Here is a 23,090-nt window from a genome sequence, read left to right as displayed (position 1 = left end):
TGCAGTGGAAACATTGACAGGATATGTGGAACATATCGTTTTTCAGAATACAGAGAATGGATATACTGTGCTGAATTTGTCCTGTGAAGGAGAAGAGATTACCTGTGTGGGAATGTTTCATGGAGTCAGCGAAGGAGAATTTCTGGAGGTGACCGGAGAATACACCACACATCCTTCTTACGGACAGCAGCTTAAGATGAGTTCTTTCCAGATCAAGCCGCCGGAAGATGTGGACGCTATGGAACGGTATTTAGGCTCCGGGGCTGTGAAGGGAATCGGCGCCGCGTTAGCGGCCCGGATTGTCAGGAAATTTAAAGAAGATACCTTTCGGATTATTGAGGAGGAACCGGAGCGTCTGGCAGAGGTGAAGGGAATCAGTCAACGGAAAGCAATGGAGATTGCAGAGCAGGTGGAAGGAAAGCGGGAACTGCGCCAGGCAATGATTTTTTTGCAGCAGTACGGCATTTCACAGACACTTGCAGCTAAAATTCATAAAACATACGGCCAGGAGCTGTACGGGATTTTAAGGGAAAATCCCTACCGGCTGGCAGATGATATTCGAGGTGTGGGTTTTCGGATTGCGGATGAGATTGCATCCAGAATTGGAATCCACACCGATTCTGATTTCCGCATTCGAAGCGGAATTTTGTATACCTTAATGCAGTCTGCCCAGGAAGGGCATACCTGCCTGCCGGCAGAACTGCTGACGCAGAGAGCCGGCGAATTGCTGGGGGTGGATGCAGAACATATTGAAAAGCATTATATGAACCTGGCTATTGATAAAAAACTGGTGATTAAGTCTGCAAGCCAGATGGCCTGCAGGCAGACGGCCGCTTTTTCAGGAGAAACGGAGCATCCGTGTAATCCGGAGGATGAAACCACAGAGGAAGGTCAGTATATCTATGCATCTTCTTACTATTATATGGAGGCAAATACGGCGGCCATGCTGAAACAGCTTGATTTGTCCTATGATGTGCCGGAACTGGAAATACGGGAGCGTATCCGGAGAATTGAGCAGGATACCGGCATGGAACTGGATGAGCTTCAGGCGGAGGCGGTGAAGGAAGCGGTAACCAACGGGCTTATGGTGATTACCGGAGGCCCGGGAACCGGAAAAACCACCACCATCAATACCATTATCCGGTATTTTGAACTGGAAGGCATGGATATTTTTCTGGCGGCTCCCACAGGACGGGCGGCCAAGCGGATGAGTGAAACCACCGGATTTGAAGCCCGCACCATTCACCGGATGCTGGAGCTAAACGGCGGAATGGAAGGAAATGCAGGATTTGAGCGGAATGAACAGAATCCCTTAGAGACAGATGTGATTATTATTGATGAGATGTCCATGGTGGACATTTCTTTAATGTATGCGCTGCTGAAGGCAGTGGCGGCAGGCACAAGGCTGATTCTGGTGGGAGACGTGAACCAGCTTCCAAGCGTGGGGCCCGGAAGCGTTCTGAAGGATATGATTGAATCCGGCCAGTTTCATGTGGTGCGGCTGAATAAGATTTTCCGTCAGGCTGCCCAGAGCGATATTATTGTAAATGCCCATAAAATTAACCGTGGGGAAGAGGTGCTCCTGGACAATAAGAGCATGGATTTCTTTTTTCTGAAACGGTTTGACGCCAATGTGATTATCAGCGTTGTGATTCAGCTGATTCAGCAGAAGCTGCCTAAATTTGTAGATGCGGAGCCGTTTGACATTCAGGTGCTGACGCCTATGCGCAAGGGGCTTCTGGGAGTGGAACGGCTGAACGGAATTCTGCAGCAATATCTGAACCCGCCGGAACACGGCAAAGCAGAGAGGGAACACGGAGGCATTACCTTTCGTGAAGGCGATAAAGTAATGCAGATTAAGAATAATTACCAGCTAGAATGGGAGATACGCAGCAAGTACGGATTGGCCATTGACAAGGGGACAGGCATTTTTAATGGCGATACAGGCATCATTCGAAGCATCAGCCTTTATCAGGAAACGGTTACCGTGGAATTTGATGAAGGGAGAATGGTGGAATATTCCTTTAAACAGCTGGATGAACTGGAGCTTGCCTATGCCATTACCATACATAAATCCCAGGGAAGTGAATATCCGGCTGTGGTGATTCCGCTGCTGACAGGCCCCAGAATGCTGATGAACCGCAATCTTTTGTACACGGCAGTGACCAGGGCAAAGAAATGCGTTACAATCGTGGGAAATGATTTGACCTTTCAGGAAATGATTGCAAATGTCAGTGAACAGAAACGGTATACCGGTTTGAAAGCCAGACTGGAGTGAAAAACAGATTGATTCAGATGAAACAGGCAGGAGTAAAAATCAGCTCTTGCCTTTTTTGATATTCAATGCTATACTGTAGGGTATCAACGCGTTTATGCACTAAAGTACAGGGAGGAAAGATTCATGAAAAGAAAAATAATGGCGCTTGTATTATCCATGGCAATGGCAGCTTCCGTTCTGGCAGGCTGCGGTACCGTAGGAGGCGATGCCTCTAAAAAGTCGGAAAGCCAGGAGGCCGGCGAAAGCAAGGAAGAGACTAATTCAGAGGACAAGGAAGAGACTGATTCAGCTGACAAAGAAGAGAATGCCCAGGAAGCTGAAAACACAGACGGCAAAGTCTACAAAATCGGTATCTGCCAGCAGTTGGAGCATCAGGCATTAGACGCTGCAACAGAAGGATTTCAGGCAGCATTGACAGAAAAACTGGGGGAAGGAAATGTGGAATTTGATTACCAGAACGCCCAGGGAGAACAGCCCAACTGTGCAACCATTGCAACAAAATTCGTCAATGACAATGTGGATTTGATTATGGCAAACGCTACCACAGCCCTTCAGGCATGCGCGGCGGCTACTGCCGACATTCCCGTAGTTGGAACATCCGTGACAGATTTTGTGGAAGCAGGCGTGGTGGACAGCAATGAAGCTCCGGGAAGAAATGTAACGGGAACATCTGATTTAGCTCCCATCGATCAGCAGATTGAACTTCTGACAAAGCTTGTTCCGGAGGCAGATAAAGTTGGAATTATGTATTGTTCTGCAGAAGCTAATTCTGTATTCCAGGCAGAGAAAGCAGAAGAGGCTTTGGACACCAAAGGAATTTCCCATGACAGATATACGGTGGCTGATTCCAATGATATTCAGCAGGTCATTACCAAAGCCGTGGGAGAATGCGATGTAATTTATATTCCGACAGACAATACCATTGCAAATAATATTGAAGGCGTGAAAAACGTTGCCCTTCCCGCAGGCATTCCTGTTATCTGCGGGGAAGAAAATATGTGCGCGGGAGGCGGACTGGCAACTTTGAGCATCTCTTACTACAACATTGGCTACAATGCAGGAATCATGGCATATGAAATTCTCACAGAGGGTAAGAAACCTGCAGAAATGCCCATTCAGTATGCAGATGAAGTGGTGGAAAAATACAATGCGGAAGTGGCAGAAGCCCTTAAGATGGAAATGCCGTCCGACATGAAAGTAATCGGAGAGGAATAAAATGGAAGCACTGTTAAATGCACTCCCCGGCTCTGTAGCTCAGGGATTGATATGGGGAATACTGGCAATTGGCGTATATATCACCTATAAAGTATTGGATTATGCTGACCTGACGGTGGACGGCAGCCTTGCCACCGGCGGGGCGGTGGCGGTTATGTGTATTGTGGGAGGTATGAATCCTTATCTGGCAATGGTAATGGCCTTCGGCGCCGGAATGCTTGCGGGTCTTGCCACCGGCCTGTTCCATACGGTATTCGGTATTCCTCCCATTCTGTCCGGTATTCTGACACAGTTAGGGCTGTATTCGATTAACATGCGGATTCTTGGAAAATCCAACCAGGCGGTCAGTGTGGATCAGTTTGAACTTTTGGTAAGCCTCCGTTATATTCAGGAAGCATGCATTACCGCAGGAATCTGCTGTCTGGTATTGACATTGATTCTGTACTGGTTTTTCGGAACAGAGCTTGGCGCGGCAGTCCGGGCCACGGGCTGCAATCAGAATATGGCAAGGGCCCAGGGCATCAATACCAGTACCCAGAAAGTGCTGGGACTGGTAATTTCCAACGGCCTGGCGGGCATTTCCGGCGCGCTGTATGCCCAGTATCAGGGAAGCGCAGACGTAAATATGGGCCGCGGAGCCATTGTAATCGGCCTGGCGGCGGTGATCATCGGTGAAGTGGTATTCGGTAAAATTTTCCATAATTTTGCCCTGAGGATGCTTGCGGCAGTTTTAGGCGCAATCGCTTATTACATTGTGATTGCTATTGTGCTGCAGCTTGGCCTTTCCACCAATGACCTGAAACTGTTTTCCGCTTTGATTGTGGCGCTGTTCCTTGCAATTCCTCATTTGAAGAGCAGGTATTTTGCTCAGGCAGGCAGAAAGGGAGGAAAGGCAGATGCTTAAAGTTGAAAAAGTATATAAAACATTCAATCCGGGAACCATCAATGAAAAAAGAGCCTTAAACGGTATAGACCTGATCCTGAATGAAGGAGATTTTGTTACAGTCATCGGCGGAAACGGCGCCGGAAAATCCACCATTCTGAATATGATTGCCGGCGTATATCCGGTGGATCAGGGGAAAATTCTCATTGACGATATTGACGTGACAAAACTTCCGGAGCACAAGCGGGCGAAATATCTGGGCAGGGTATTCCAGGACCCAATGACAGGCACAGCGGCCGATATGAATATTGAGGAAAATCTGGCCATTGCAGCCCGCCGGGGCAGGAAACGTTTTCTGGGGTGGGGGATTACCGGAAAAGAAAGAGAAGTTTACCAGGAGAAATTAAAAGCGCTGGAACTTGGCCTGGAAACCAGAATGACCTCCAAGGTGGGGCTTTTGTCCGGCGGACAGAGACAGGCGTTAACCTTGCTGATGGCGTCTCTGGAGAAGCCGAAACTTCTTTTGCTGGACGAGCATACAGCGGCCCTGGACCCGAAAACAGCGAAAAAAGTCCTGGATTTGACGGAAGAAATTGTAAATAAAGATCGTCTGACCACATTGATGATTACCCATAACATGAAAGACGCCATCCGTCTGGGCAACCGGCTGATTATGATGCATGAGGGCCGGATCATCTATGATGTGTCAGGGGAGGAAAAGAAAGGCCTTAAGGTATCAGACCTGTTGGCGAAGTTTGAAGAAGCCAGCGGCGGAGAGTTCTCCAATGACCGTATGATGCTTTCTTAAATTTATAGTTTTCCCTGCACCGTATTTGCGGCAGGAGTAATATTTGGATACGGATGGAACTGCCGGGTTGCCCTTTGACATACAAACCGGGCAGCGTTCCGGCAGTTCCTGTGTATCTGCTGATAAATGCTTTGCTATAGCAGGGGGTGCGGCATGAAAGGACAATGCCTGCCGTTTTCAGAGATATCAAAACACCTCTTTTCTCAGTTCAGAAGCAGTCGCCGTTTTCCGGAAAAATAATACATTTTAGGAATTCTTAAGAAAAAATTTATGGAAACCAGTCAGGAAGTGTGATAGTATAAGACCTGCTGAGAGAATTTTTTCGCGCATACAAAATTGAAAATAGAAAAAGAAAGTTTGCTACATCTGTTATTTCCACCAAGATGCCCTTTTTGCGACGGAATCTTGTTTTATTCCATATTTCTTCCGGCAGAACCGGTATGCAGCAGGTGTCTGGGCAGGCAGGAGTATGCCAGAGAGCCGGTGTGCCAGAAGTGCGGCAAGCCCTTAGAGGATGAACGGGAAGAATACTGTTACGACTGCAGCCGGAAAGACTGCGAGTATGTTCAGGGAAAGGCGCTTTGGGTTTATAAGGGCGCAGTGAGAAATTCCCTGTATCGGTTTAAGTATTGCGGCCGCCGGGAATATGCCGGGTATTACGGCAGAGAACTGGCGCGTGTGTATGGCGGTTGGATCAGGCGCTGCGGGATTCAGGCAATCGTTCCCATTCCCCTTTCCCGAAAACGGCTGAGACAGCGGGGATTTAACCAGGCAGAGCTGATTGCGGAACAGGTAGGAAAAGAAATGGGGATTCCTGTTTACAGTCATTTGCTGTTTCGTATCAGAGACACCAGAGCTCAGAAAGAATTAAATGACGAAGAACGGAAAAATAATCTGAAAAGGGCTTTTAAAACCAGAGCAAATAAGGTACAATTAGACCATATCTTACTAATAGATGATATTTATACGACCGGAAGTACGATGAACGAGGCGGCAAAGGAATTAAAGCAGGCCGGGGCAGACAGGATATACTGCCTGAGTATCAGCATCGGCAGAGGATATTAGGAGGAAAAGGATATGGAAGTAAAGAATTGCAAAGGTTGTGGAAGACTTTTTAACTATCTGCAGGGACCGCAGCTGTGTCCGGGATGCGTAACAGACCTGGAGGATAAGTTTCAGCAGGTAAAAGAATTTCTGAGAGAGAATCCCAAGGCGCCGCTGAATGTAATTGCTGAGACGAATGACGTTTCTGTCAAGCAGATTAAGCAGTGGGTGAGGGAGGAACGTCTCACGTTTACAGAGGAATCTCAGATTACCCTGGAATGCGAAGCCTGTGGGGGAAAGGTGCTGACTGGAAGATTCTGTGATAAGTGCAGATCAAACCTTCAGAATGAGTTTGCCGGCGCCATTAAGCGTCCGACTGGCAGTGTGGCTCCCAAGAAAAATACGAGCACAAAGGACAAAATGAGGTTTTTGGATAATTAAAACAGTGGGCAGAATATGCTGTTTGTGGACAGGAAGTATCAAAAAGTATCTTTGTTCCGGGCAGGTATTCTGCCTTGTTATTAATGGTGGGAAAGACTTTCCTTGACGGTAAATGTGTGCTATAATAAGGCTGATTAATTTCGGAAAATGGACGGTGCACATATGTTGAACGAAGAAAGAATTCGCCTTATGACAAAGATGGCCTCTTATGAGGCGGGCGAGGGCAAAGAGTATATGCCCATCAGGCAGTTTTACCGGAAGGATTATGTAAGCTATGAAATGATGAAAACATTTATTACTTCCACAATATCTTTTGGCATTTTGTTTTTGTGCTGGATTGTATACAAAATGGATGAAATAACAGAATTTTTAAAAGGCAGGGATCTGCCGGAACTGGGTGTTTCCATTCTGATTAAATATGCGGTATTTGTCTGTGTCTATCAGGTGATCGCCTATGCTGTGTATACCAGGCGTTATAAAAAAGCCACTGCCAGTATGAGGAGATATTATGCCACCCTGAAGAAAGTAGAGAAGCTTCAGGAGAAAGAAGAGAGATTACAGCCTTTGGAGGAGTGGAAATGACAGGTTTGTTGGAAATGAGGGAGAAGCTGCGGACTTTTTATGGGAAATATGAGCTGTATGTGACGGCAGGACTTAAATTTGTTTTGGGATTGGTGGTTTTTTCCGTTATTAATGGTAATATTGGTTATATGGAGCGGTTAAATCAGCCGGCGGCAGTATTGCTTCTGTCTTTACTGTGCGCATTTTTTCCAATCAATGCTATGGTGGTACTGGCCTGCGGCCTGATATTGCTGCATTTGTTTGCAGTTTCCATGGAGGCCTGCGCCATTGGGCTGTGCCTGTTTTTACTGCTGCTGTTTCTGTATGGAAAGTTTGCGCCCAGAAATGGATACAGCGCAATTTTGACCACAGTGCTCTGTTTTTTCCGGGTGCCCCAGGTAATGCCGGCAGCAGTAGGAATGTTGAAGGGGCCTTCTGCATATTTTTCAGTATTGTGCGGAACAGTTACCTATTATTATCTCAGGGGGGTGCAGGATAACCTGGTGAATTTCACTTCCACAGAAGAGACAGAAGGGCTGGCCAAATTTACGGCGGCGCTTAAGATATTTACTGGAAATAAAGAAATGTACCTGGTATTGGCCGCGTTTCTGGTGACGTCTCTGACGGTATATCTGATTCGCCGTCAGGCCATCAGCCATGCCTGGAGAGCTGCCATGGTTGTGGGAAACGTACTGCAGCTGATTATCTTTTTGCTGGGCTATATCCTGTTGGATTTGACAGACAGGATTCTGTGGGTATTTGCGGGTATTCTGATTTCCATGGCTGTATGCCTGGTTTTAGAGTTCTTTCTCTATAATCTGGATTATTCCAGAGTGGAACGGGTACAATTTGAGGATGATGAGTATTACTATTTTGTGAAAGCGGTTCCCAAAGTTTTTGTGGCCAAGAAGGAAAAGCGGGTGAAGAGGATTACAGCCAGAAAACGGACCACAGTAGGACGCAGGGAACTGGCGGAGGAACTGGATATAGACCAGGATTTACTGGATTAAGAACCTGAGAAATCAGGAAAGATGAAGAAAATAAATAAAAAGTAGATGAAAATAATATGACGGAATATTTGAAAGCAGGAAGGGGATGAAAGTATGGTACAGGATTTGTTGGGAGCGTTAAGTTCTTTTGCATCAAAATATCTGTTTTGGGTAGACAGATATAATATTACCAAGACGGATATTGCGGAAATTATCATAATTTCATTCCTGATTTATAGTATTTTGGTGTGGTTTAAGCAGACCAGAGCATGGAACCTGCTGAAGGGAATTATTGTGGTCCTGGTTTTTGTGCTGATCTGCGCAATTTTCCAGATGAACAATATTTTATGGATTGCAGGAAAAACAATCAATGTTATTGCGATTGCAATTATCATTGTGTTTCAGCCGGAGCTGCGCAGAGCTTTAGAGCAGTTGGGACAGAAGAATTTTCTTACCTCGTTGTTTTCCTTTGATTCCCAGAAGAATCAGGAGCGGTTCAGCGAGCGTGTGACCAATGAGATTGTGAAAGCAACCTACGAGATGGCGAAGGTAAAGACAGGAGCTTTGATTGTGGTGGAGCAGGATGTGGTTCTGGGGGAATTTGAGAGAACCGGAATTGCCCTGGATTCCCTTGTTTCCAGTCAGCTTCTGATTAATATATTTGAACACAATACGCCGCTGCATGACGGAGCTATTATTGTCCGGGGGGACAGGATTGTGTCAGCCACCTGCTATCTGCCCCTTTCTGATAATATGGGGCTGAGCAAGGAACTGGGAACCAGGCACCGGGCGGCGGTGGGAATCAGTGAAGTTTGCGACGCCTTAACGATTGTAGTGTCGGAGGAAACCGGAAATGTTTCGATTGCCATCGGCGGAGAATTATACCGGAATGTGGATGCGGAGTATCTGAAAGGAAAATTGAATTTCATCCGAAAAGGCGCAATGGATGTGGCGAGATTCAAACTGTGGAAAAGGAGGATGAAGAATGTTCAGAAAAATGATAAAACATCTGGTGAATAATGCCGGACTGAAGGTTCTGTCCATTCTGTTGTCCGTTGTTCTGTGGATGGTTGTGGTGAAGCTGGCTGATCCGGATATGACAAAGACTTTTTCCGTATCTGTGGAGATTCTCAACAAAGACGTGGTGGCCGAGATGGGAAAGGTACCGGACGTGGTGGGAGAGACAGACATTGCAGTGTTTTATATTACCGGCCCCAGAAGCTATGTGGAGAAAATGGGCGGGGATGATTTTATAGTAACTGCAGATTTAAGCCAGCTGGATTTAAGGCAGGACGGGGATACCAAACTGGTTCCCATAGAAATCAGCGCACGGAAATATGACAGATATATCACCATCAATCAGAGAACGGTGAATCTGCAGATAACTCTGGAAGATTTGTCAGAGCAGAAGTTTGTAATTACTCCGGAGACATCGGGAACGCCGGCAGAAGGCTGCGCCATCGGGGAAGTGGAGGTGACGCCCAATCTGCTGAATATTTCGGGGCCTGAGTCTATTGTGTCCAGAATCAGCCGGGTATCTGCCGCCATTAATGTGGACGGTGTATCCAACGACGTATCAGATAATGTGATTCCGGTGCTGTATGATGAAGACAATCAGCCCATAACGTCAGACCTTCTGGAGATGAACCAGAGTGCAGTGACAATCCGGGCCAAAATACTTGGCACGAAGAGCGTGCCTGTCCGGTGCCAGGTCAGCGGAACGCCGGCAGAAGGTTTCGAATACCGTGGACTGGAGTATGTGCCGGACTCCGTGCTGATTAAGGGAGAAGCGGAGATTTTGAACCATATCACCGCCATCAATATACCGGGAGATGTGATTAATATAGACGGAGCCAAGGAAGAGAGCGAGGTTTCCATTGATCTGATGCCTTATCTGACAGAGGCAGGCGTATCTCTGGTGGACGATACGGCCAATCAGATTGTAGTACGGATTTTGATTGAACAGAAAGAAAGCAAGGTTTTCAATATTCCGGTGGAACGGATTCAGATTACCGGCCTGAAGCAGGATTATGAACTGACCTTCAGCGGCAATTCCTTACCGGTTTCCGTCAGGGCATTGAAGGAACATATGGATACACTGGAAGCCGGAAATATCAATGCTTCCATTGATGTTACAGATTTGGAGCCGGGCAGCCACACGGTAGAGGCGATGATTACGCTGCCGGGCGAGCAGTTTGAAGCCCAGGAGACGGTGAGAGTTCAGATTACCATTGAAGACAAGAACGCAGAACCGGAACCGGAGCAGGATGAAACCCAGGAGAGCGCCGGAGATTCTGAAGATGAGGAAGATAATGGTAATGGAAATGCCGGAAATGGGAATAATAGAGACAGTGCAGACAGAAGCGTCAGAGACAGCGATTAGAAAGTATGCGCCGAAACAGGCATAAAGCGCCGGGGACGGTGATAAAGGATGTGTGTCTGCAGAAGAATGGAAGCAGACGCAGAATGGAGGAAATTATGGCAAGAATGTTTGGAACAGACGGAGTGAGAGGAGTGGCAGGCACAGAGCTTACCATCGAACTGGCAATGAAGCTGGGGCAGGCAGGAGCTTATGTGCTGACGAAAGAGAGATCTTATCAGCCTACGATAATCGTAGGATGTGATACGCGTATTTCCGGCGGAATGCTGGCAAATGCGCTGATGGCAGGAATCTGTTCCGTAGGAGCAAATGCAGTGTACATGGGAGTAATGCCCACGCCGGCCATTGCATATCTGGTACGAAAGCATAAAGTAGAAGCGGGAGTTGTAATTTCGGCCTCCCATAACCCGATGGAATTTAACGGAATCAAGTTTTTTAACGGAGACGGGTATAAATTATCTGATGAACTGGAAGACGAAATTGAAGCCCTGATTAAAAACGGTATGCGGGATGTGGCTATGCCTCTTGGATCGGGAATTGGAAATATCAGTTACCGCTTTGACGCCAGGGAAGAATATGTATTTTTCATGAAGAAAACCATGCCTCTGGATTTAAGCGGCCTGAAGGTTGTAGTGGACTGTGCGGAAGGAGCTTCCCATTATACTGCAGTGGAGACTCTGAAAGGGCTTGGCGCCAATCTGGTGGCAATTCATACCAATCCTGACGGCACCAATATCAATGCCAACTGCGGCTCCACCCATATGGATGAGCTGCGGGCAAGGGTGGTTTATGAGAAAGCCAATGTGGGCCTTGCCTTTGACGGAGATGCAGACCGTATGCTTGCTGTGGATGAAAACGGCGATGTGGTAGACGGCGATCAGATTATGGCGATAATCGGAAACTACATGAAAGATCACGGCAAACTGAAAAAGGACACCATCGTAGGGACGGTAATGAGCAATCTGGGCTTTACCCTGATGGGAAAAGAGCGGGGCATCCATATTGAACAGACCAAGGTAGGAGACCGCTATGTATTGGAAAATATGAGAGAAAATGGATATAATATCGGAGGAGAGCAGTCAGGCCATATTATTTTCCTGGATGAAAATACTACAGGAGACGGTCTGCTCAGCGCACTGCATTTGCTGGAAGTCATGGTGGAGACGAAAGAGCCCCTGTCACAGCTTTCCAAGATTATGGAAGTGTTGCCCCAGGCACTGGTGAATGCTAAAGTGCCCAACCACAAGAAAGAACACTTTATGGATTATCCGGAAATCGCCCAGGCAGTTCAGAAACTGGAACAGAAATTTGCAGGAGAAGGCAGAGTGCTGATCCGGCCTTCCGGAACCGAGCCTTTGGTCCGCGTAATGATTGAAGGAAAGAACCAGAATGAGATCAACCAGGACGCAAAAGAACTTGCAAACCTGATTATGAGGAATATGCTTTAGCTTACCATGAGGAGGGACCCAGTACTCATCATTGAGTATCCCCACAAGGTAAAAAGCTGGGAGGAGTCCTGATGGTCAGAAGAACATCCATAATACAGTAAGCTAAAAAGTGTTGGAGAAATGTAATTGGAGGAACGAGGATGGTTAGTCAGAAAGTAACAATAAAAAACCCTACGGGCCTGCACCTGCGGCCTGCAGGAATTTTATGTAAAGAAGCGGTAAAATTCAAATCATTAATTACGTTTAATTTTAAAGGCGGAACCGCCAATGCCAAAAGCGTGTTAAGCGTACTTGGCGCATGTATCAAATCCGGAGATTCCATTGAGTTTGTCTGTGAAGGCGAAGATGAAGAAGAAGCGCTCCATGCGGTTGTAACAGCAGTGGAAAGCGGTTTGGGAGAATAACAGGAATATGACGGGGAAGGAAAAAGTACAGATTTTACTGTCCGCGTACCAGGGAGAAGCGTTTTTGGAAGAGCAGCTGGACAGTCTGTTAAAGCAGAGCTGGAAGAATCTGGAAATTCTGATCCGCGACGACGGATCACAGGACGGCACCAGGAAAATATTGGAAGATTACAGCGGCAGATATGAACATATAAAATATTTTCCAGGGGAAAATATAGGTGTAACCCAAAGTTTTTTTGAACTTTTAAGGCAATCGGATGCAGAATATGTGGCATTTTGTGATCAGGATGACGTATGGCTGGAGCATAAAGTAGAAGCAGCGGTTCGTAAACTTGCACAAGAAACGGGCCCTGCCCTTTACTGCAGCAATAAGATTCTGGTGGACCGAAGCCTTACTCCTATGAAAAAGCAGAGCAGACGCAGGCTGAAGCCGGGATTCGGGAATGCAGCGGTGGAATGCATCTGTACCGGGTGCACCGCGGTGATGAATCGGGAACTGGCGGATATTCTGACAGCCAGGCTGCCGGAATATGCCATTCTGCATGACTGGTGGACGTATTTGGCGGCTTCTTATACCGGGACGGTGATTTTTGACCCCCATCCCTATATCCTCTACCGGCAGCATGAGAGCAATGTGGTGGGCGCCAAAGGCGGATTCTGGGGTCAGGTGCAGTCCAAGGCGGCTTATCTGAAGAAAAGCCGGGGCAAATTAAAGAGACAGCTCAGCGAGTTTGCCAGGCTGTATCAGGGAAACAGCCAAAAAGACCGGTTGGTGCAGCAGATTCTGGCGGCGGAGAAATTTCCCGGCAGACTGCAGATTCTCTGGAACCGCAGCATGTACCGGCAGAGCGCACTGGATGAAGTCGTAATGAGAATCTTATTTCTGATCAACAGAATGTTATAAAATGGAGGAAACCATGAAGAAAATACTGGTGACAGGCTGTAACGGACAGCTTGGAAGAGCAATCAACAAAGAGTACCAAACAGACCATGTGGAATTTATCAATACAGACGTGCAGGCGGGAGAGGGAATCACAGCCCTGGATATTACCAATATTTCCCAGGTAATGGAGCTGGCCCGGGAAACCAGGCCGGATGTGATTATCAACTGCGCCGCCCATACGGCAGTGGATTTGTGTGAACAGCAGTGGGACAGCGCATATCGGATCAATGCCATCGGCCCGAGAAACTTAAGCATCGCCGCTTCTGAGGTGAAGGCAAAACTGGTTCATGTGTCTACCGACTATGTATTTGACGGAAATGGAACCAGACCTTACACAGAATTTGACCCGGTGGGGCCTGTCAGCGCATATGGGAAAACCAAGCTGGAAGGCGAGAACTTTGTAAAAGAATTTGCAGACCACTATTTCATTCTTCGGACGGCATGGCTTTACGGAGACGGAAAGAATTTTATTAAGACCATGCTGCGGCTGTCGGAAACTCACGATCAGGTCAGTGTGGTAATGGATCAGGTGGGAAGCCCGACCAGCGCGGTGGAACTGGCCAAAATGATTCATTTCCTGGAGCCTACGGAAAATTACGGGCTGTTTCACGCTACCTGCGAGGGAAGCTGCAGCTGGGCGGATCTGGCGGAGGAAACCTTCCGTCTGGCAGGAAAATCCACACAGGTGGAGCGGGTGACAACAGAAGAATACTGCCGGCGCAATCCCAATCAGGCGCCTCGTCCTGCCTATTCTATTTTAGAAAATTATATGATAAAATTAACCAGTGACTACCAGGTGGCAGACTGGAAAGATGCGTTAAAGACTTATATGAATTCCTTAAGATAACAGTATTATAAGAAGCAAATGTGATGTAAATATGATGAAAGAGGAGAAATCATTATGAGAACTTATCTGGTAACAGGCGGGGCGGGCTTTATCGGCTCAAATTATATTCAGTACATGTTCCGCAAATATGACAATGAAATCAGAATTATCAATGTGGACAAGCTCACCTATGCCGGCAACCTGGAGAATCTGAAGGATGTGGAATCCAGAGAGAACTATACGTTTGTGAAAGCGGATATCTGCGACAAAGAGGCAATCCGTAAGATTTTTAAGGAAAATGACATTGACCGGGTGGTGCATTTTGCAGCGGAGAGCCATGTGGACCGAAGCATCCGCAATCCGGAGGTCTTTATCCAGACCAATGTGCTGGGAACGGCAGTGATGCTGAACTGTGCCAAAGAAGCCTGGGAGAAAGAGGACGGAACATTTTTGGAGGGGAAGAAATTCCTCCATGTTTCCACCGATGAAGTATACGGCTCTCTGGAAGAAGAAGGCGGTTATTTCTATGAGACTACCCCTTACGATCCCCACAGCCCGTATTCCGCAAGCAAAGCAAGTTCAGACTTTTTGGTAAAATCCTATATTGACACCTATCATTTTCCGGCCAATATTACCAACTGCTCCAACAATTACGGCCCCTATCAGTTCCCGGAGAAGCTGATTCCGCTGATTATCAACAATGCGCTGCAGGGAAAGAAGCTGCCGGTATACGGCGACGGGAAAAATGTCCGGGACTGGCTGTATGTGGATGACCATGCCAAGGGAATTGACATGGTGCAGGAGCAGGGAAAACTGGGAGAAACTTACAATATCGGCGGCCATAATGAGAAACAGAATATAGAGATTATTCATATTATTCTGGAGACCTTGCAGGAAATGCTGCCGGAAGGCGACCCCAGAAGAGAACTGGTGACCAAAGATTTGATTACCTATGTGGAGGACCGGAAGGGCCATGACAGAAGATACGCCATTGCCCCGGATAAGATTAAGGCGGAAATCGGCTGGGAGCCGGAGACCATGTTCAAAGAGGGAATCCGCAAGACAATTGCCTGGTTTTTTGAACATGAGGAATGGATGAAGAACGTAACCAGCGGCGATTATCAGAAATATTACGAAGAAATGTATCAGAACCGATAGGAAAACAGACAATGAAATATGAACCAAAGGATCATACCTTTGCAATCTGCGCTTATAAAGAAAGCCCATTTTTGCGGGAATGCATCGAATCGTTAAAGAAGCAGACAGTGCCAGTCAGGATGATTATGACAACTTCTACGGAGAATGATTATATCCGCAGCCTGGCAGAAGAATACGGCATACCGCTGTTTGTCAATCACGGAGCAGCGGGAATTGCCAATGACTGGAATTTTGCATATTATCACTGCAGGACCAGGCTGATCACCCTGGCCCATCAGGATGATATGTATCATCCTGATTACGTAAAACATATGTTAAACGGCGTAAACCGCGCAAAACATCCGCTGATTTATTTTACGGATTACAATGAGCTGCGGGACGGACAGGAGGTTTCCAGAAATAAATTATTGAAAATTAAACGTCTCATGCTGCTGCCTTTGAGAGTCCGGGCGTTTCATGGGAATATTTTTGTGCGCAGGAGAATCCTGTCCATGGGAAATCCCATTTCCTGCCCTTCTGTGACTTACATAAGAGAACATCTGCCGGCTACGGTGTTTATTCCCGGATTTAAAAGCAACATCGACTGGCAGGCATGGGAACTGCTGTCTAAGCAAAAGGGAGAGTTTGTCTATGACAGACGGCCTTTGACCTGGCACAGAATCCACCTGGAATCGGAGACTTCCGTTGCCATTAACAACGGAAATATCCGGGCCCGGGAAGACTATGCCATGTTTTTGAAATTCTGGCCCGGATGGATGGCAAAATTTATTATGCGATTCTATATCAAAGGGGAAGAATCCAATTCCATGGAACATAAGGAGAAATAAAATGAGTGAACAGTACGAACTTACCATACTGATGCCCTGTCTCAATGAGGCGGAAACGCTGGCTGTCTGTATTGGAAAAGCAAAGAAATATCTGGAGGAAAGCGGCGTCAACGGAGAGATTCTGATTGCGGACAACGGAAGCACCGACGGTTCTCAGCAGATTGCTAGAGACAACGGCGCGAGAGTTGTAGACGTACCGGAAAAAGGATACGGCGCGGCTTTGATCGGCGGATGCAACGGAGCTCTTGGAAAATATGTGATCATGGGCGATGCAGACGACAGTTATGATTTCCTTCATCTGGGGCCTTTTGTGGAAAAACTGCGGGAGGGCTATGATCTGGTGATGGGGAACCGCTTTAAGGGAGGCATTGAGCCGGGGGCCATGCCGCCGCTTCACCGATATCTGGGCAATCCGGTGCTTTCATTTATTGCAAGGCTGTTTTTTCCCTGCAAAATCGGAGATTATCACTGCGGGCTCAGGGGATATAACCGGGAATCTATTCTGAAGCTTGGCCTGGTGACAACCGGAATGGAATACGCCAGTGAGATGGTGGTAAAATCCACGCTGAATCATCTGAAAATCGCGGAGGTGCCCACCACCTTGAAAAAAGACGGCCGTTCCCATGCGCCCCATCTGCGAAGCTGGTCTGACGGATGGCGGCATCTGAAATTCCTTCTGATGCACAGCCCCAACTGGCTGTTTATGTATCCGGGATTGATTTTGTTTCTTCTGGGACTGGTTCTGACTGTGATTTTAAGTCTTGGAAACATCCGGATTGGATCTGTGGGACTGGGGGTTCATACCCTGATGTATTCTGCCGCCGCTATGATGGTGGGCTTTAATCTGGTAATGTTTTCTTTGTTTGTCCGTTCTTATGCAAGCGTGACCGGATTTATTCCCACGGAAAGCAAGCTGGATCGGTGGCTGGAGGATATTTCCACGGAAAGAGGCGTGGTTATTGGCCTGCTGCTGTTTTTTGCAGGAATTATTATTACAATTATTGCTTTTTGCATTTGGGGAAATACAGGATTCGGGGGACTGTCACCAGAGAATATGATGCGGATTACCATTCCTGCCATGCTGCTGATTGTGGTGGGGATCGAAGTTATTTTCGGAAGTTTTTTCATCGGCATTCTGCATATCAGGCACAAATAGAGAGGAATTTGACAGATGAATGCGAAACAGGGGATAAAAAGGATTAACTGGTTTCTGGCAGTGATTGCGGCGCTGTCGCTGATAAAAATATGGATGGTGCAGGGGTTGGTGATTTATCCCATACCGGCTGCAGCCTGCGATGACGCCCTGATGGCGGACTGGGCGCTGAATATTGCAGGAGGAAAATGGACGGGCCCCTTTAACAACTATATTTTTATGAAGGAAGTGGGGTTTGCCATTTATCTGGCAGTGCTCCATCGGCTGCATTTGTCTTACATTACAGGAACCACTCTCCTGTATATCGCAGGATGTATGATTTTACTGTACGGAATCAGCCATGTGGTTCAGAAAAAATGGCTGTTATGCGTGATTTATACAGTTACGCTGTTCCATCCGATTATGACGGCGGTAGAAACCGGGCAGAGAGTGTACCGGAACGGTTTTGCCGTGACACTGCTGCTCTGGCTTTTTGGCAGTCTTTTGAACCTTTATTTTGAAATCCGGGAAGAATCTTTCCGAAGAAACTGTATTTGGGCGGTATTGGCAGCGGGAAGCCTTGGTTTTCTGTGGGAAACCAAAAGCGACACCATCTGGATTCTGCCCTTTACCCTGGTAATTCTGGCAGTTGCCGCCGGGATTTTAATCAAAAACCGAAAGGAAGCCAGGCCCTTTCCCAAATTGATTCTGCTGTGTATGCCCTTTCTTGGAATTCTGTTTTTTTCCAAAACCATAGATTTACTGAATACGATCGCTTACGGGGATACCGGCATTCCTTATTATGGCCCGGCCATGGGGATTTTAACAGGAGTGGAATCAGAAAATCCCATAGAAAATGTAAGTCTGCCCAGAGAAACCCTTCAACGGCTGTATGAGCTTTCGCCCACGCTGGCTTCGGCAAAGGATGAAATCGAAGACGCCATGGACCGGTATGATGAGGCGGACACCCATCCAAAGGACGGCAATGTGGAGGACGGCTGGATTGGCTGGGCCCTGCTTCGGGGATTTGACGGAGCAGGATGCTATAAGGACTGCCGGACAGCCAATAAATTTTTTGAAAATGTGTATGAAGAATTACATGAGGCAGCAGAACAAGGGGAACTGAAGCTGGCAAAACGGTCTTTTTCAGATGCTTACCATATAGCTGACGGGAAAGAGCGGAAAGAACTGCTGTCAGCCATTGGGCAGTGTTTTCAGTATGTGGCAGGCCATCAATATCTGTTTTCCGATATCTGTTCCCTGGAGGGGGACGACATTGCAGGCAGTCAGAGATTTGAACTGCTGACCCGCAATCATGCCTATTATGGCATGTTTGATACGGATTATTACTGCGTGGGGTGGGCAGCGTTTCCCCAGTATGATTTGAAGGAACTGAAGGTTTATATTGAAGATGCAGAGGGCCATCAGTTTGTACAGTTGGATTTTGAAGAAAGCCCGGATGTAAAAGAAAAATACCCCCAGGCAGAGGGGGCTGAAAAGTGCCGCTATGTTGCCGAATGGGACGGCGGCGGAAAGGAAAATACCGACTTTTTCCTTGTGGCCTATGAGAAAGAGCAGCAGGTGGTCAAAGCCAGAATTACCCAAACTGGACTGGCAGACGTCAGTGAAGAGGAATGTGTGGGCTCCATAGACGGATTCTTTCAGCAGGGAGGGCAGCAGATGATCCGCCAGGAGGCCCAAAAAGCGGCGGACCGGTGCAATATAGTATATAATATCTATCACTTTTTCTGCCCTATCCTGGCTTTGGCGGGAGCGGCGGCCTACGCAGTGTTTACGGTTTTATCCGTACTGGAATGGAGAAAGCGGCAGTATGACACGGTAAACCTCTGGCTGATTATCACCGGAATCGGTTTAAGCCTGCTGATTTTATTTTTGGGCGTAGCTGTCACCCACCTGGAAAAATGTCCGGCTATCAGCTACATGTATTTAAGCGCAGCTTATCCCATGCTTAATCTGGCGGCAATGCTGTCTCTGGCAGGGTGCGCGGCCGTTGTAATGAGGCTGGTGCAGAAAAAAGAAACAGGTATGGCATTCCAATAGAATTTATCTGTTCTCTTTGGGGATTGTAAACCACCAGAAGGTAAACCGCTCATAAAGCGTATTTCCCAGATAGGGATATTTCATTCCCAGAATTACGCTTTTGAGCCGGTTTCCGGAACGAAGCAGAGCCAGAACATTCTGAGCCAGCCTTCGCTGCTCCGGGGAAAGCCTGTCTCCGTAGACCTGCAGTAAAGTCTGGGTCTGGGTAGCAGCCTGTCTCCGGCAGTTGGTTAAGGAGCGCAGGTGTTTTCGGAATACCGAGGGCCGCAGGTTATCCAGAATCCGATAAAGGGTGGAGCGCGTATTGGTTACGCCTAAAGTGTTGCAGGAATGCTGCCGGTAATTGGAAAGCGGGGTGTCGTTTTTGCGGACAATTCGCCCGAAAGCGGCGCACAGCAGCAGAATCCACCAGTCATGAAGGTCAATTTCCTTCGGGTAAGAAGAGACCAAATTTTTTAATTTATCATTGAAAACCATGGCGCAGCCCGGAACGTAGTTGGCCAGCAGCAGTTTTCGGTAATGCTGTTTTTGGCCCAGTGCGGCATGGGTGTATGTTTCCAGGGAATCGCTGATGGGATTCATATCCTGATCGGTAATCCGAAGGGTACAATAGGCCAGCAGAGGGCCGTCATACTTTTTTTGGCAGTTTTTCAGAAAATGGATCATTTCGGATAATTTTTCCGGTTCCCACCGGTCGTCCTGGTCGCAGAACGCATAATATTCATATCCGGACACTTTGGCAAACAGATCGGCAAAATTGCCGGTGGCTCCATGGGTTCCCGAAGTGTTTTCGGAAAGAAAAATCTGATCCGGATACATGTTCTGATATTGTCTTAAGATTTCCGGGGTGCTGTCGGTGGAGCCGTCATCGTTGATAAACAGGACCCAGTCTGTAAAAGTCTGACCCACAATGGAATCCAATTGTTCTTTTAAATATTTTTCGCCGTTATAGGCGGCAAGTAAAATTGCAGTCGTCTGTTTCATGGCAGTTATTCCTCTTTATATTAGAAAAGATACAGTAGTTTATTCTCTCAGATTATATTAGCATACAATAACGTGAAAGAAAAGCAGGGAAATAAAATGGAAAAAGCAAAGAAAGAAAATCTAATCAATGTCATTATGGTGGTAAGCAGCAATATTTTTACAATATTAGTTGCATTGTTTTCAGGTTTTATTCTGCCGAAAGAACTGAGCATTCCGGATTATGCCTATTACAGAGTGTATCTGCTGTATATTTCCTATGCAGGTTTCTTTCATTTTGGAATTGTAAACGGCATTTATCTGAAATACGGAAATATGGATTTGGAACAGATTCCCAAAAAAGTGTTTCGGGCCTACAGTTTTTTTATGCTGCTGTCCCAGGCGGCGGTTGTGGCAGTTCTGTCCCTGCTTCTCTCTGGGGGCGCATCTGCGATGGAACAGGACAAGGTCATTGCTTTTGGGTTTGTTATCATCAATATTCCGCTGATTAATATCAAATGGTTCTATTCCTCCATCAACCAGTTTACCAAAAGGTTTGTCATTGACAGCTTTGTGACGTATCTGCAGAACATTCTGAACCTGGTTATGGTTCTGCTGGTCATTCTGTTCCGGTGGTATGATTTTAAATGGATTCTGGTGATTCTTACCATATGCAATCTGGTCTGCATGGTGATTGTCATGGGCCAGAATAAAGTTCTTTTGTGGGGAGAAAAAGCCAGGCTTGGGGATACGGGAATCCCTGAACTGATCAAAAACGGATTCTTTCTGATGCTCAGTGAATTTGTGGGGATTATTATTCTGGGAATTGACAGCATGTTTGTGGACAATCTGTTTTCCCAGACGGAATTTGCCATGTATTCCTTTGCAGTTTCGGTGATTTCCGTGATTTTTACTGCTATAAGCGCTGTGTCCAATCTGGTATATCCGTATCTTGTGCGGGTGGAAGAGGAAAAATATGCGGAATATTACGGACTGATGAGCGATGTGCTTTCCATGGTTTCCATGGTTTCCATGCTGGCATTTTATGCGGCGGAATTTATTATCCTGCGCTGGCTGGAAAAATTTATCCCAAGCCTGTCCGTGGTGGCGATTTTATTCGGCACAGTGGTGTTTCGGGCTGTGATTACCCTGGTCTGCGGCAATTATTTTAAAGTGCTGAAGCTGATTAAGGAATATACCTGGAACAATATTTTTGCCATTGGGATTTCCTTTTTGTTAAACGCGGCGGCTTATGTGATGTTCCGCGATTACCGCTATATTGCAGGGGCAAGCCTGCTGTCCTTTGTGATCTGGTATCTGGTGACAGAGCGGATTTTTATCCGGTATCTGCAGATGCCCCTGGCAGGCTGCCTGCGCAGATACGGCTATATTCTGGCAGGGCTGCTGATCTTTTATCTGTTGGCGGATGCAGACCCCATCCCGGGATTTTTCCTGTATTTTGCCGCAGTATGCGGACTTTCCCTGCTGTGCTTCTGGCGGCAGCTTCAGAAGCTTCTGGGTATCGTGAAGGGGAATGCTGCAGGATAACAATTTGAATTGTGTATGGAAATGCTAAATCTTCCCAATCAAAAACAATATCCGAATCGCAAGTTCCCCCGCAAGCCGCGCCCGCAGCCGTCTGGGATAAAACAGCTTTTGAATCTGCCGCAGAAAGCTGTTTTTCGCGGTAAACAGCGACAGGGTCTTTTGCTGGGAGGCGGAGAGCTTATGGCGAAACACATTTTGAAAATAAGCCAAATCTTCTTTGCTGTCTGTCATGGCTGTTCCGCCGATTTCATTTTTCAGGAAACTGCAAAGCAGATTGGAATCACTGGAATCTTCTGCGGTAACAGCGTCCGAGTGGCGGATATGGGTGGCCAGGCGGCGGGGATCGGAAATGATGGTTCCGAAGCAGGCGGCCCCCCGAAGAAGCCAGCGGTCATGAAGCTCCCTTCCGGGATCTACCTGTAAAATCAATTCCTGTCTGGCGGTTTCGTTAAATACAATCACGAAGCCGGAGGCCGGCGTGTAGTACAGCACATCTGTCAGAGTGATAGATGCTTTCTGAGGCGGGGAATGCCGCAGAAATTCTCCGGTGTCCGTATAATATTCGTAGCCGCAGAAATAGACGCAGGGGCGCTCCGGCTGCTGCGCTGAGGCCAGCTTTTTGACGGCCCGTTTGATTTTATCGGGATACCAGATGTCGTCCTGATCGCAGAAAGCATAATAATCCGCCGGGGGACACTCTTTTAAAATCTGGTAAAAGGAAGCGGGACAGCCCAGATTGACGCCTCCGTTTTCCAGCAGCACAATTTTTTTCGATGTAGTATTGCCGGCAATATAATCCTGGATAATGGAAACGGTGTCGTCTGTAGAGCCGTCGTCCCGGATATAGATGGAAATGTTTGGATATGTCTGGGCCAGAAGGCTGTCAAGCTGCTCCCGGATATATTTGCCGCCGTTGTAGGAAGCCAGTAAAATATGAACGGATGGTGTGGTGTGCAAGTGTAATTCTCCTTTCGAAGCTATCATATTTATATCACATTGTTTTGATAAATTAATTAGGCGAACCTTGAAAATATCAAATAATTTTATTATATTATATACGGAACGTCAGCAATTGAAAAGTGCCAATTATGAAAGCCCCTGGCTTCCATAGTATGGATGGCCATGCGGCCCGCCGGACGGCAGGCTGAGCATGATGGAGGTTTTACTATGAAAGCCCCTGGCTT

The 23,090-nt window shown here is 47.1% G+C and carries 21 protein-coding genes; 19 read left to right on the top strand and 2 right to left on the bottom strand.

Features of this window, described 5'->3' with window-relative positions:
* Nucleotides 1–4 precede the first annotated feature (4 nt).
* The 18 genes from recD2 (at nucleotide 5) to ACTO17_RS06300 (ending at nucleotide 19,398) form a co-directional block, all read left to right on the top strand.
* Entirely contained in the window at nucleotides 5–2,278 is a 2,274-nt protein-coding gene (gene recD2, locus ACTO17_RS06385; protein WP_172538096.1) for an SF1B family DNA helicase RecD2, read from the top strand.
* Nucleotides 2,279–2,401: 123 nt separating this feature from the next.
* Entirely contained in the window at nucleotides 2,402–3,493 is a 1,092-nt protein-coding gene (locus ACTO17_RS06380) for an ABC transporter substrate-binding protein (protein ID WP_482557311.1), read from the top strand.
* 1 nt (nucleotide 3,494) lies between these two features.
* On the top strand, nucleotides 3,495–4,397 hold the full coding sequence (locus ACTO17_RS06375; protein WP_172538098.1) for an ABC transporter permease: 903 nt from the start codon (nucleotides 3,495–3,497) through the stop codon (nucleotides 4,395–4,397).
* On the top strand, nucleotides 4,390–5,184 hold the full coding sequence (locus ACTO17_RS06370; protein ID WP_172538099.1) for an ABC transporter ATP-binding protein: 795 nt from the start codon (nucleotides 4,390–4,392) through the stop codon (nucleotides 5,182–5,184). The genes ACTO17_RS06375 and ACTO17_RS06370 overlap by 8 nt, the downstream gene beginning before the upstream one ends.
* A 336-nt stretch (nucleotides 5,185–5,520) precedes the next feature.
* Nucleotides 5,521–6,249, top strand: coding sequence for a ComF family protein (locus ACTO17_RS06365; RefSeq protein WP_482557310.1), 729 nt, complete (start codon nucleotides 5,521–5,523; stop codon nucleotides 6,247–6,249).
* 12 nt (nucleotides 6,250–6,261) lie between these two features.
* Complete coding sequence (locus ACTO17_RS06360; protein WP_172538100.1) at nucleotides 6,262–6,669, top strand: flagellar protein; 408 nt, start codon at nucleotides 6,262–6,264, stop codon at nucleotides 6,667–6,669.
* Nucleotides 6,670–6,831: 162 nt separating this feature from the next.
* Nucleotides 6,832–7,251, top strand: coding sequence for a hypothetical protein (locus ACTO17_RS06355; RefSeq protein ID WP_172538101.1), 420 nt, complete (start codon nucleotides 6,832–6,834; stop codon nucleotides 7,249–7,251).
* Nucleotides 7,248–8,240, top strand: a complete 993-nt coding sequence (locus ACTO17_RS06350; RefSeq protein WP_172538102.1) for a hypothetical protein — start codon at nucleotides 7,248–7,250, stop codon at nucleotides 8,238–8,240. The genes ACTO17_RS06355 and ACTO17_RS06350 overlap by 4 nt, the downstream gene beginning before the upstream one ends.
* A gap of 93 nt (nucleotides 8,241–8,333) precedes the next feature.
* Nucleotides 8,334–9,239, top strand: a complete 906-nt coding sequence (cdaA, locus tag ACTO17_RS06345; protein ID WP_172538103.1) for a diadenylate cyclase CdaA — start codon at nucleotides 8,334–8,336, stop codon at nucleotides 9,237–9,239.
* Nucleotides 9,205–10,602, top strand: a complete 1,398-nt coding sequence (locus ACTO17_RS06340) for a CdaR family protein (RefSeq protein WP_482557309.1) — start codon at nucleotides 9,205–9,207, stop codon at nucleotides 10,600–10,602. The genes cdaA and ACTO17_RS06340 overlap by 35 nt, the downstream gene beginning before the upstream one ends.
* 95 nt (nucleotides 10,603–10,697) lie before the next feature.
* A complete protein-coding gene (gene glmM, locus ACTO17_RS06335; RefSeq protein WP_482557308.1) occupies nucleotides 10,698–12,047 on the top strand; it encodes a phosphoglucosamine mutase in 1,350 nt (449 codons plus the stop codon).
* 140 nt (nucleotides 12,048–12,187) lie between these two features.
* Nucleotides 12,188–12,451: an HPr family phosphocarrier protein gene (locus ACTO17_RS06330; protein WP_172538105.1), complete on the top strand. Its 264-nt coding sequence runs from the start codon at nucleotides 12,188–12,190 to the stop codon at nucleotides 12,449–12,451.
* 7 nt (nucleotides 12,452–12,458) lie between these two features.
* Nucleotides 12,459–13,355, top strand: a complete 897-nt coding sequence (locus ACTO17_RS06325) for a glycosyltransferase family 2 protein (RefSeq protein WP_482557307.1) — start codon at nucleotides 12,459–12,461, stop codon at nucleotides 13,353–13,355.
* 13 nt (nucleotides 13,356–13,368) lie between these two features.
* Nucleotides 13,369–14,241, top strand: a complete 873-nt coding sequence (gene rfbD / locus ACTO17_RS06320; RefSeq protein ID WP_172538107.1) for a dTDP-4-dehydrorhamnose reductase — start codon at nucleotides 13,369–13,371, stop codon at nucleotides 14,239–14,241.
* 54 nt (nucleotides 14,242–14,295) lie between these two features.
* Entirely contained in the window at nucleotides 14,296–15,378 is a 1,083-nt protein-coding gene (gene rfbB, locus ACTO17_RS06315; protein WP_482557306.1) for a dTDP-glucose 4,6-dehydratase, read from the top strand.
* An 11-nt stretch (nucleotides 15,379–15,389) separates the two neighbouring features.
* The gene (locus ACTO17_RS06310) at nucleotides 15,390–16,205 is read left to right on the top strand and encodes a glycosyltransferase family 2 protein (RefSeq protein WP_482557305.1); all 816 of its coding nucleotides are present in this window, start codon (nucleotides 15,390–15,392) and stop codon (nucleotides 16,203–16,205) included.
* A 1-nt stretch (nucleotide 16,206) separates the two neighbouring features.
* Nucleotides 16,207–17,361, top strand: coding sequence for a glycosyltransferase family 2 protein (locus tag ACTO17_RS06305; protein WP_482557304.1), 1,155 nt, complete (start codon nucleotides 16,207–16,209; stop codon nucleotides 17,359–17,361).
* Between the two features lie 15 nt (nucleotides 17,362–17,376).
* Entirely contained in the window at nucleotides 17,377–19,398 is a 2,022-nt protein-coding gene (locus ACTO17_RS06300) for a hypothetical protein (protein ID WP_482557303.1), read from the top strand.
* Nucleotides 19,399–19,401: 3 nt separating this feature from the next.
* Here the strand turns inward: ACTO17_RS06300 and ACTO17_RS06295 are convergent, their stop codons facing one another.
* Entirely contained in the window at nucleotides 19,402–20,382 is a 981-nt protein-coding gene (locus tag ACTO17_RS06295) for a glycosyltransferase family 2 protein (protein ID WP_482557302.1), read from the bottom strand.
* Nucleotides 20,383–20,478: 96 nt separating this feature from the next.
* On the opposite strand from ACTO17_RS06295, the gene ACTO17_RS06290 reads away from it, so the two are divergent.
* Entirely contained in the window at nucleotides 20,479–21,906 is a 1,428-nt protein-coding gene (locus ACTO17_RS06290; RefSeq protein WP_482557301.1) for an MATE family efflux transporter, read from the top strand.
* Between the two features lie 24 nt (nucleotides 21,907–21,930).
* On the opposite strand, the gene ACTO17_RS06285 is transcribed toward ACTO17_RS06290, so the two are convergent.
* The gene (locus tag ACTO17_RS06285; protein WP_482557300.1) at nucleotides 21,931–22,863 is read right to left on the bottom strand and encodes a glycosyltransferase family 2 protein; all 933 of its coding nucleotides are present in this window, start codon (nucleotides 22,861–22,863) and stop codon (nucleotides 21,931–21,933) included.
* Nucleotides 22,864–23,090: the final 227 nt, after the last annotated feature.

Source organism: Petralouisia sp., from assembly GCF_056822245.1.
Note: the sequence above shows the minus strand (reverse complement) of the source record. Positions and strands in the feature narration are given on the sequence as shown.

Excerpts from the sequence above, each read along its gene's own strand:
- ACTO17_RS06355 (WP_172538101.1), top strand. The coding sequence starts at position 6,832 with ATGTTGAACGAAGAAAGAATTCGCCTTATGACAAAGATGGCCTCTTAT.
- ACTO17_RS06290 (WP_482557301.1), top strand. The coding sequence starts at position 20,479 with ATGGAAAAAGCAAAGAAAGAAAATCTAATCAATGTCATTATGGTGGTA.
- ACTO17_RS06370 (WP_172538099.1), top strand. The coding sequence starts at position 4,390 with ATGCTTAAAGTTGAAAAAGTATATAAAACATTCAATCCGGGAACCATC.
- ACTO17_RS06360 (WP_172538100.1), top strand. The coding sequence starts at position 6,262 with ATGGAAGTAAAGAATTGCAAAGGTTGTGGAAGACTTTTTAACTATCTG.
- ACTO17_RS06350 (WP_172538102.1), top strand. The coding sequence starts at position 7,248 with ATGACAGGTTTGTTGGAAATGAGGGAGAAGCTGCGGACTTTTTATGGG.
- rfbD (WP_172538107.1), top strand. The coding sequence starts at position 13,369 with ATGAAGAAAATACTGGTGACAGGCTGTAACGGACAGCTTGGAAGAGCA.
- ACTO17_RS06340 (WP_482557309.1), top strand. The coding sequence starts at position 9,205 with ATGTTCAGAAAAATGATAAAACATCTGGTGAATAATGCCGGACTGAAG.
- ACTO17_RS06380 (WP_482557311.1), top strand. The coding sequence starts at position 2,402 with ATGAAAAGAAAAATAATGGCGCTTGTATTATCCATGGCAATGGCAGCT.
- ACTO17_RS06300 (WP_482557303.1), top strand. The coding sequence starts at position 17,377 with ATGAATGCGAAACAGGGGATAAAAAGGATTAACTGGTTTCTGGCAGTG.
- ACTO17_RS06330 (WP_172538105.1), top strand. The coding sequence starts at position 12,188 with ATGGTTAGTCAGAAAGTAACAATAAAAAACCCTACGGGCCTGCACCTG.
- ACTO17_RS06375 (WP_172538098.1), top strand. The coding sequence starts at position 3,495 with ATGGAAGCACTGTTAAATGCACTCCCCGGCTCTGTAGCTCAGGGATTG.
- cdaA (WP_172538103.1), top strand. The coding sequence starts at position 8,334 with ATGGTACAGGATTTGTTGGGAGCGTTAAGTTCTTTTGCATCAAAATAT.
- rfbB (WP_482557306.1), top strand. The coding sequence starts at position 14,296 with ATGAGAACTTATCTGGTAACAGGCGGGGCGGGCTTTATCGGCTCAAAT.
- ACTO17_RS06310 (WP_482557305.1), top strand. The coding sequence starts at position 15,390 with ATGAAATATGAACCAAAGGATCATACCTTTGCAATCTGCGCTTATAAA.
- ACTO17_RS06295 (WP_482557302.1), bottom strand. The coding sequence starts at position 20,382 with ATGAAACAGACGACTGCAATTTTACTTGCCGCCTATAACGGCGAAAAA.
- ACTO17_RS06305 (WP_482557304.1), top strand. The coding sequence starts at position 16,207 with ATGAGTGAACAGTACGAACTTACCATACTGATGCCCTGTCTCAATGAG.
- glmM (WP_482557308.1), top strand. The coding sequence starts at position 10,698 with ATGGCAAGAATGTTTGGAACAGACGGAGTGAGAGGAGTGGCAGGCACA.
- ACTO17_RS06325 (WP_482557307.1), top strand. The coding sequence starts at position 12,459 with ATGACGGGGAAGGAAAAAGTACAGATTTTACTGTCCGCGTACCAGGGA.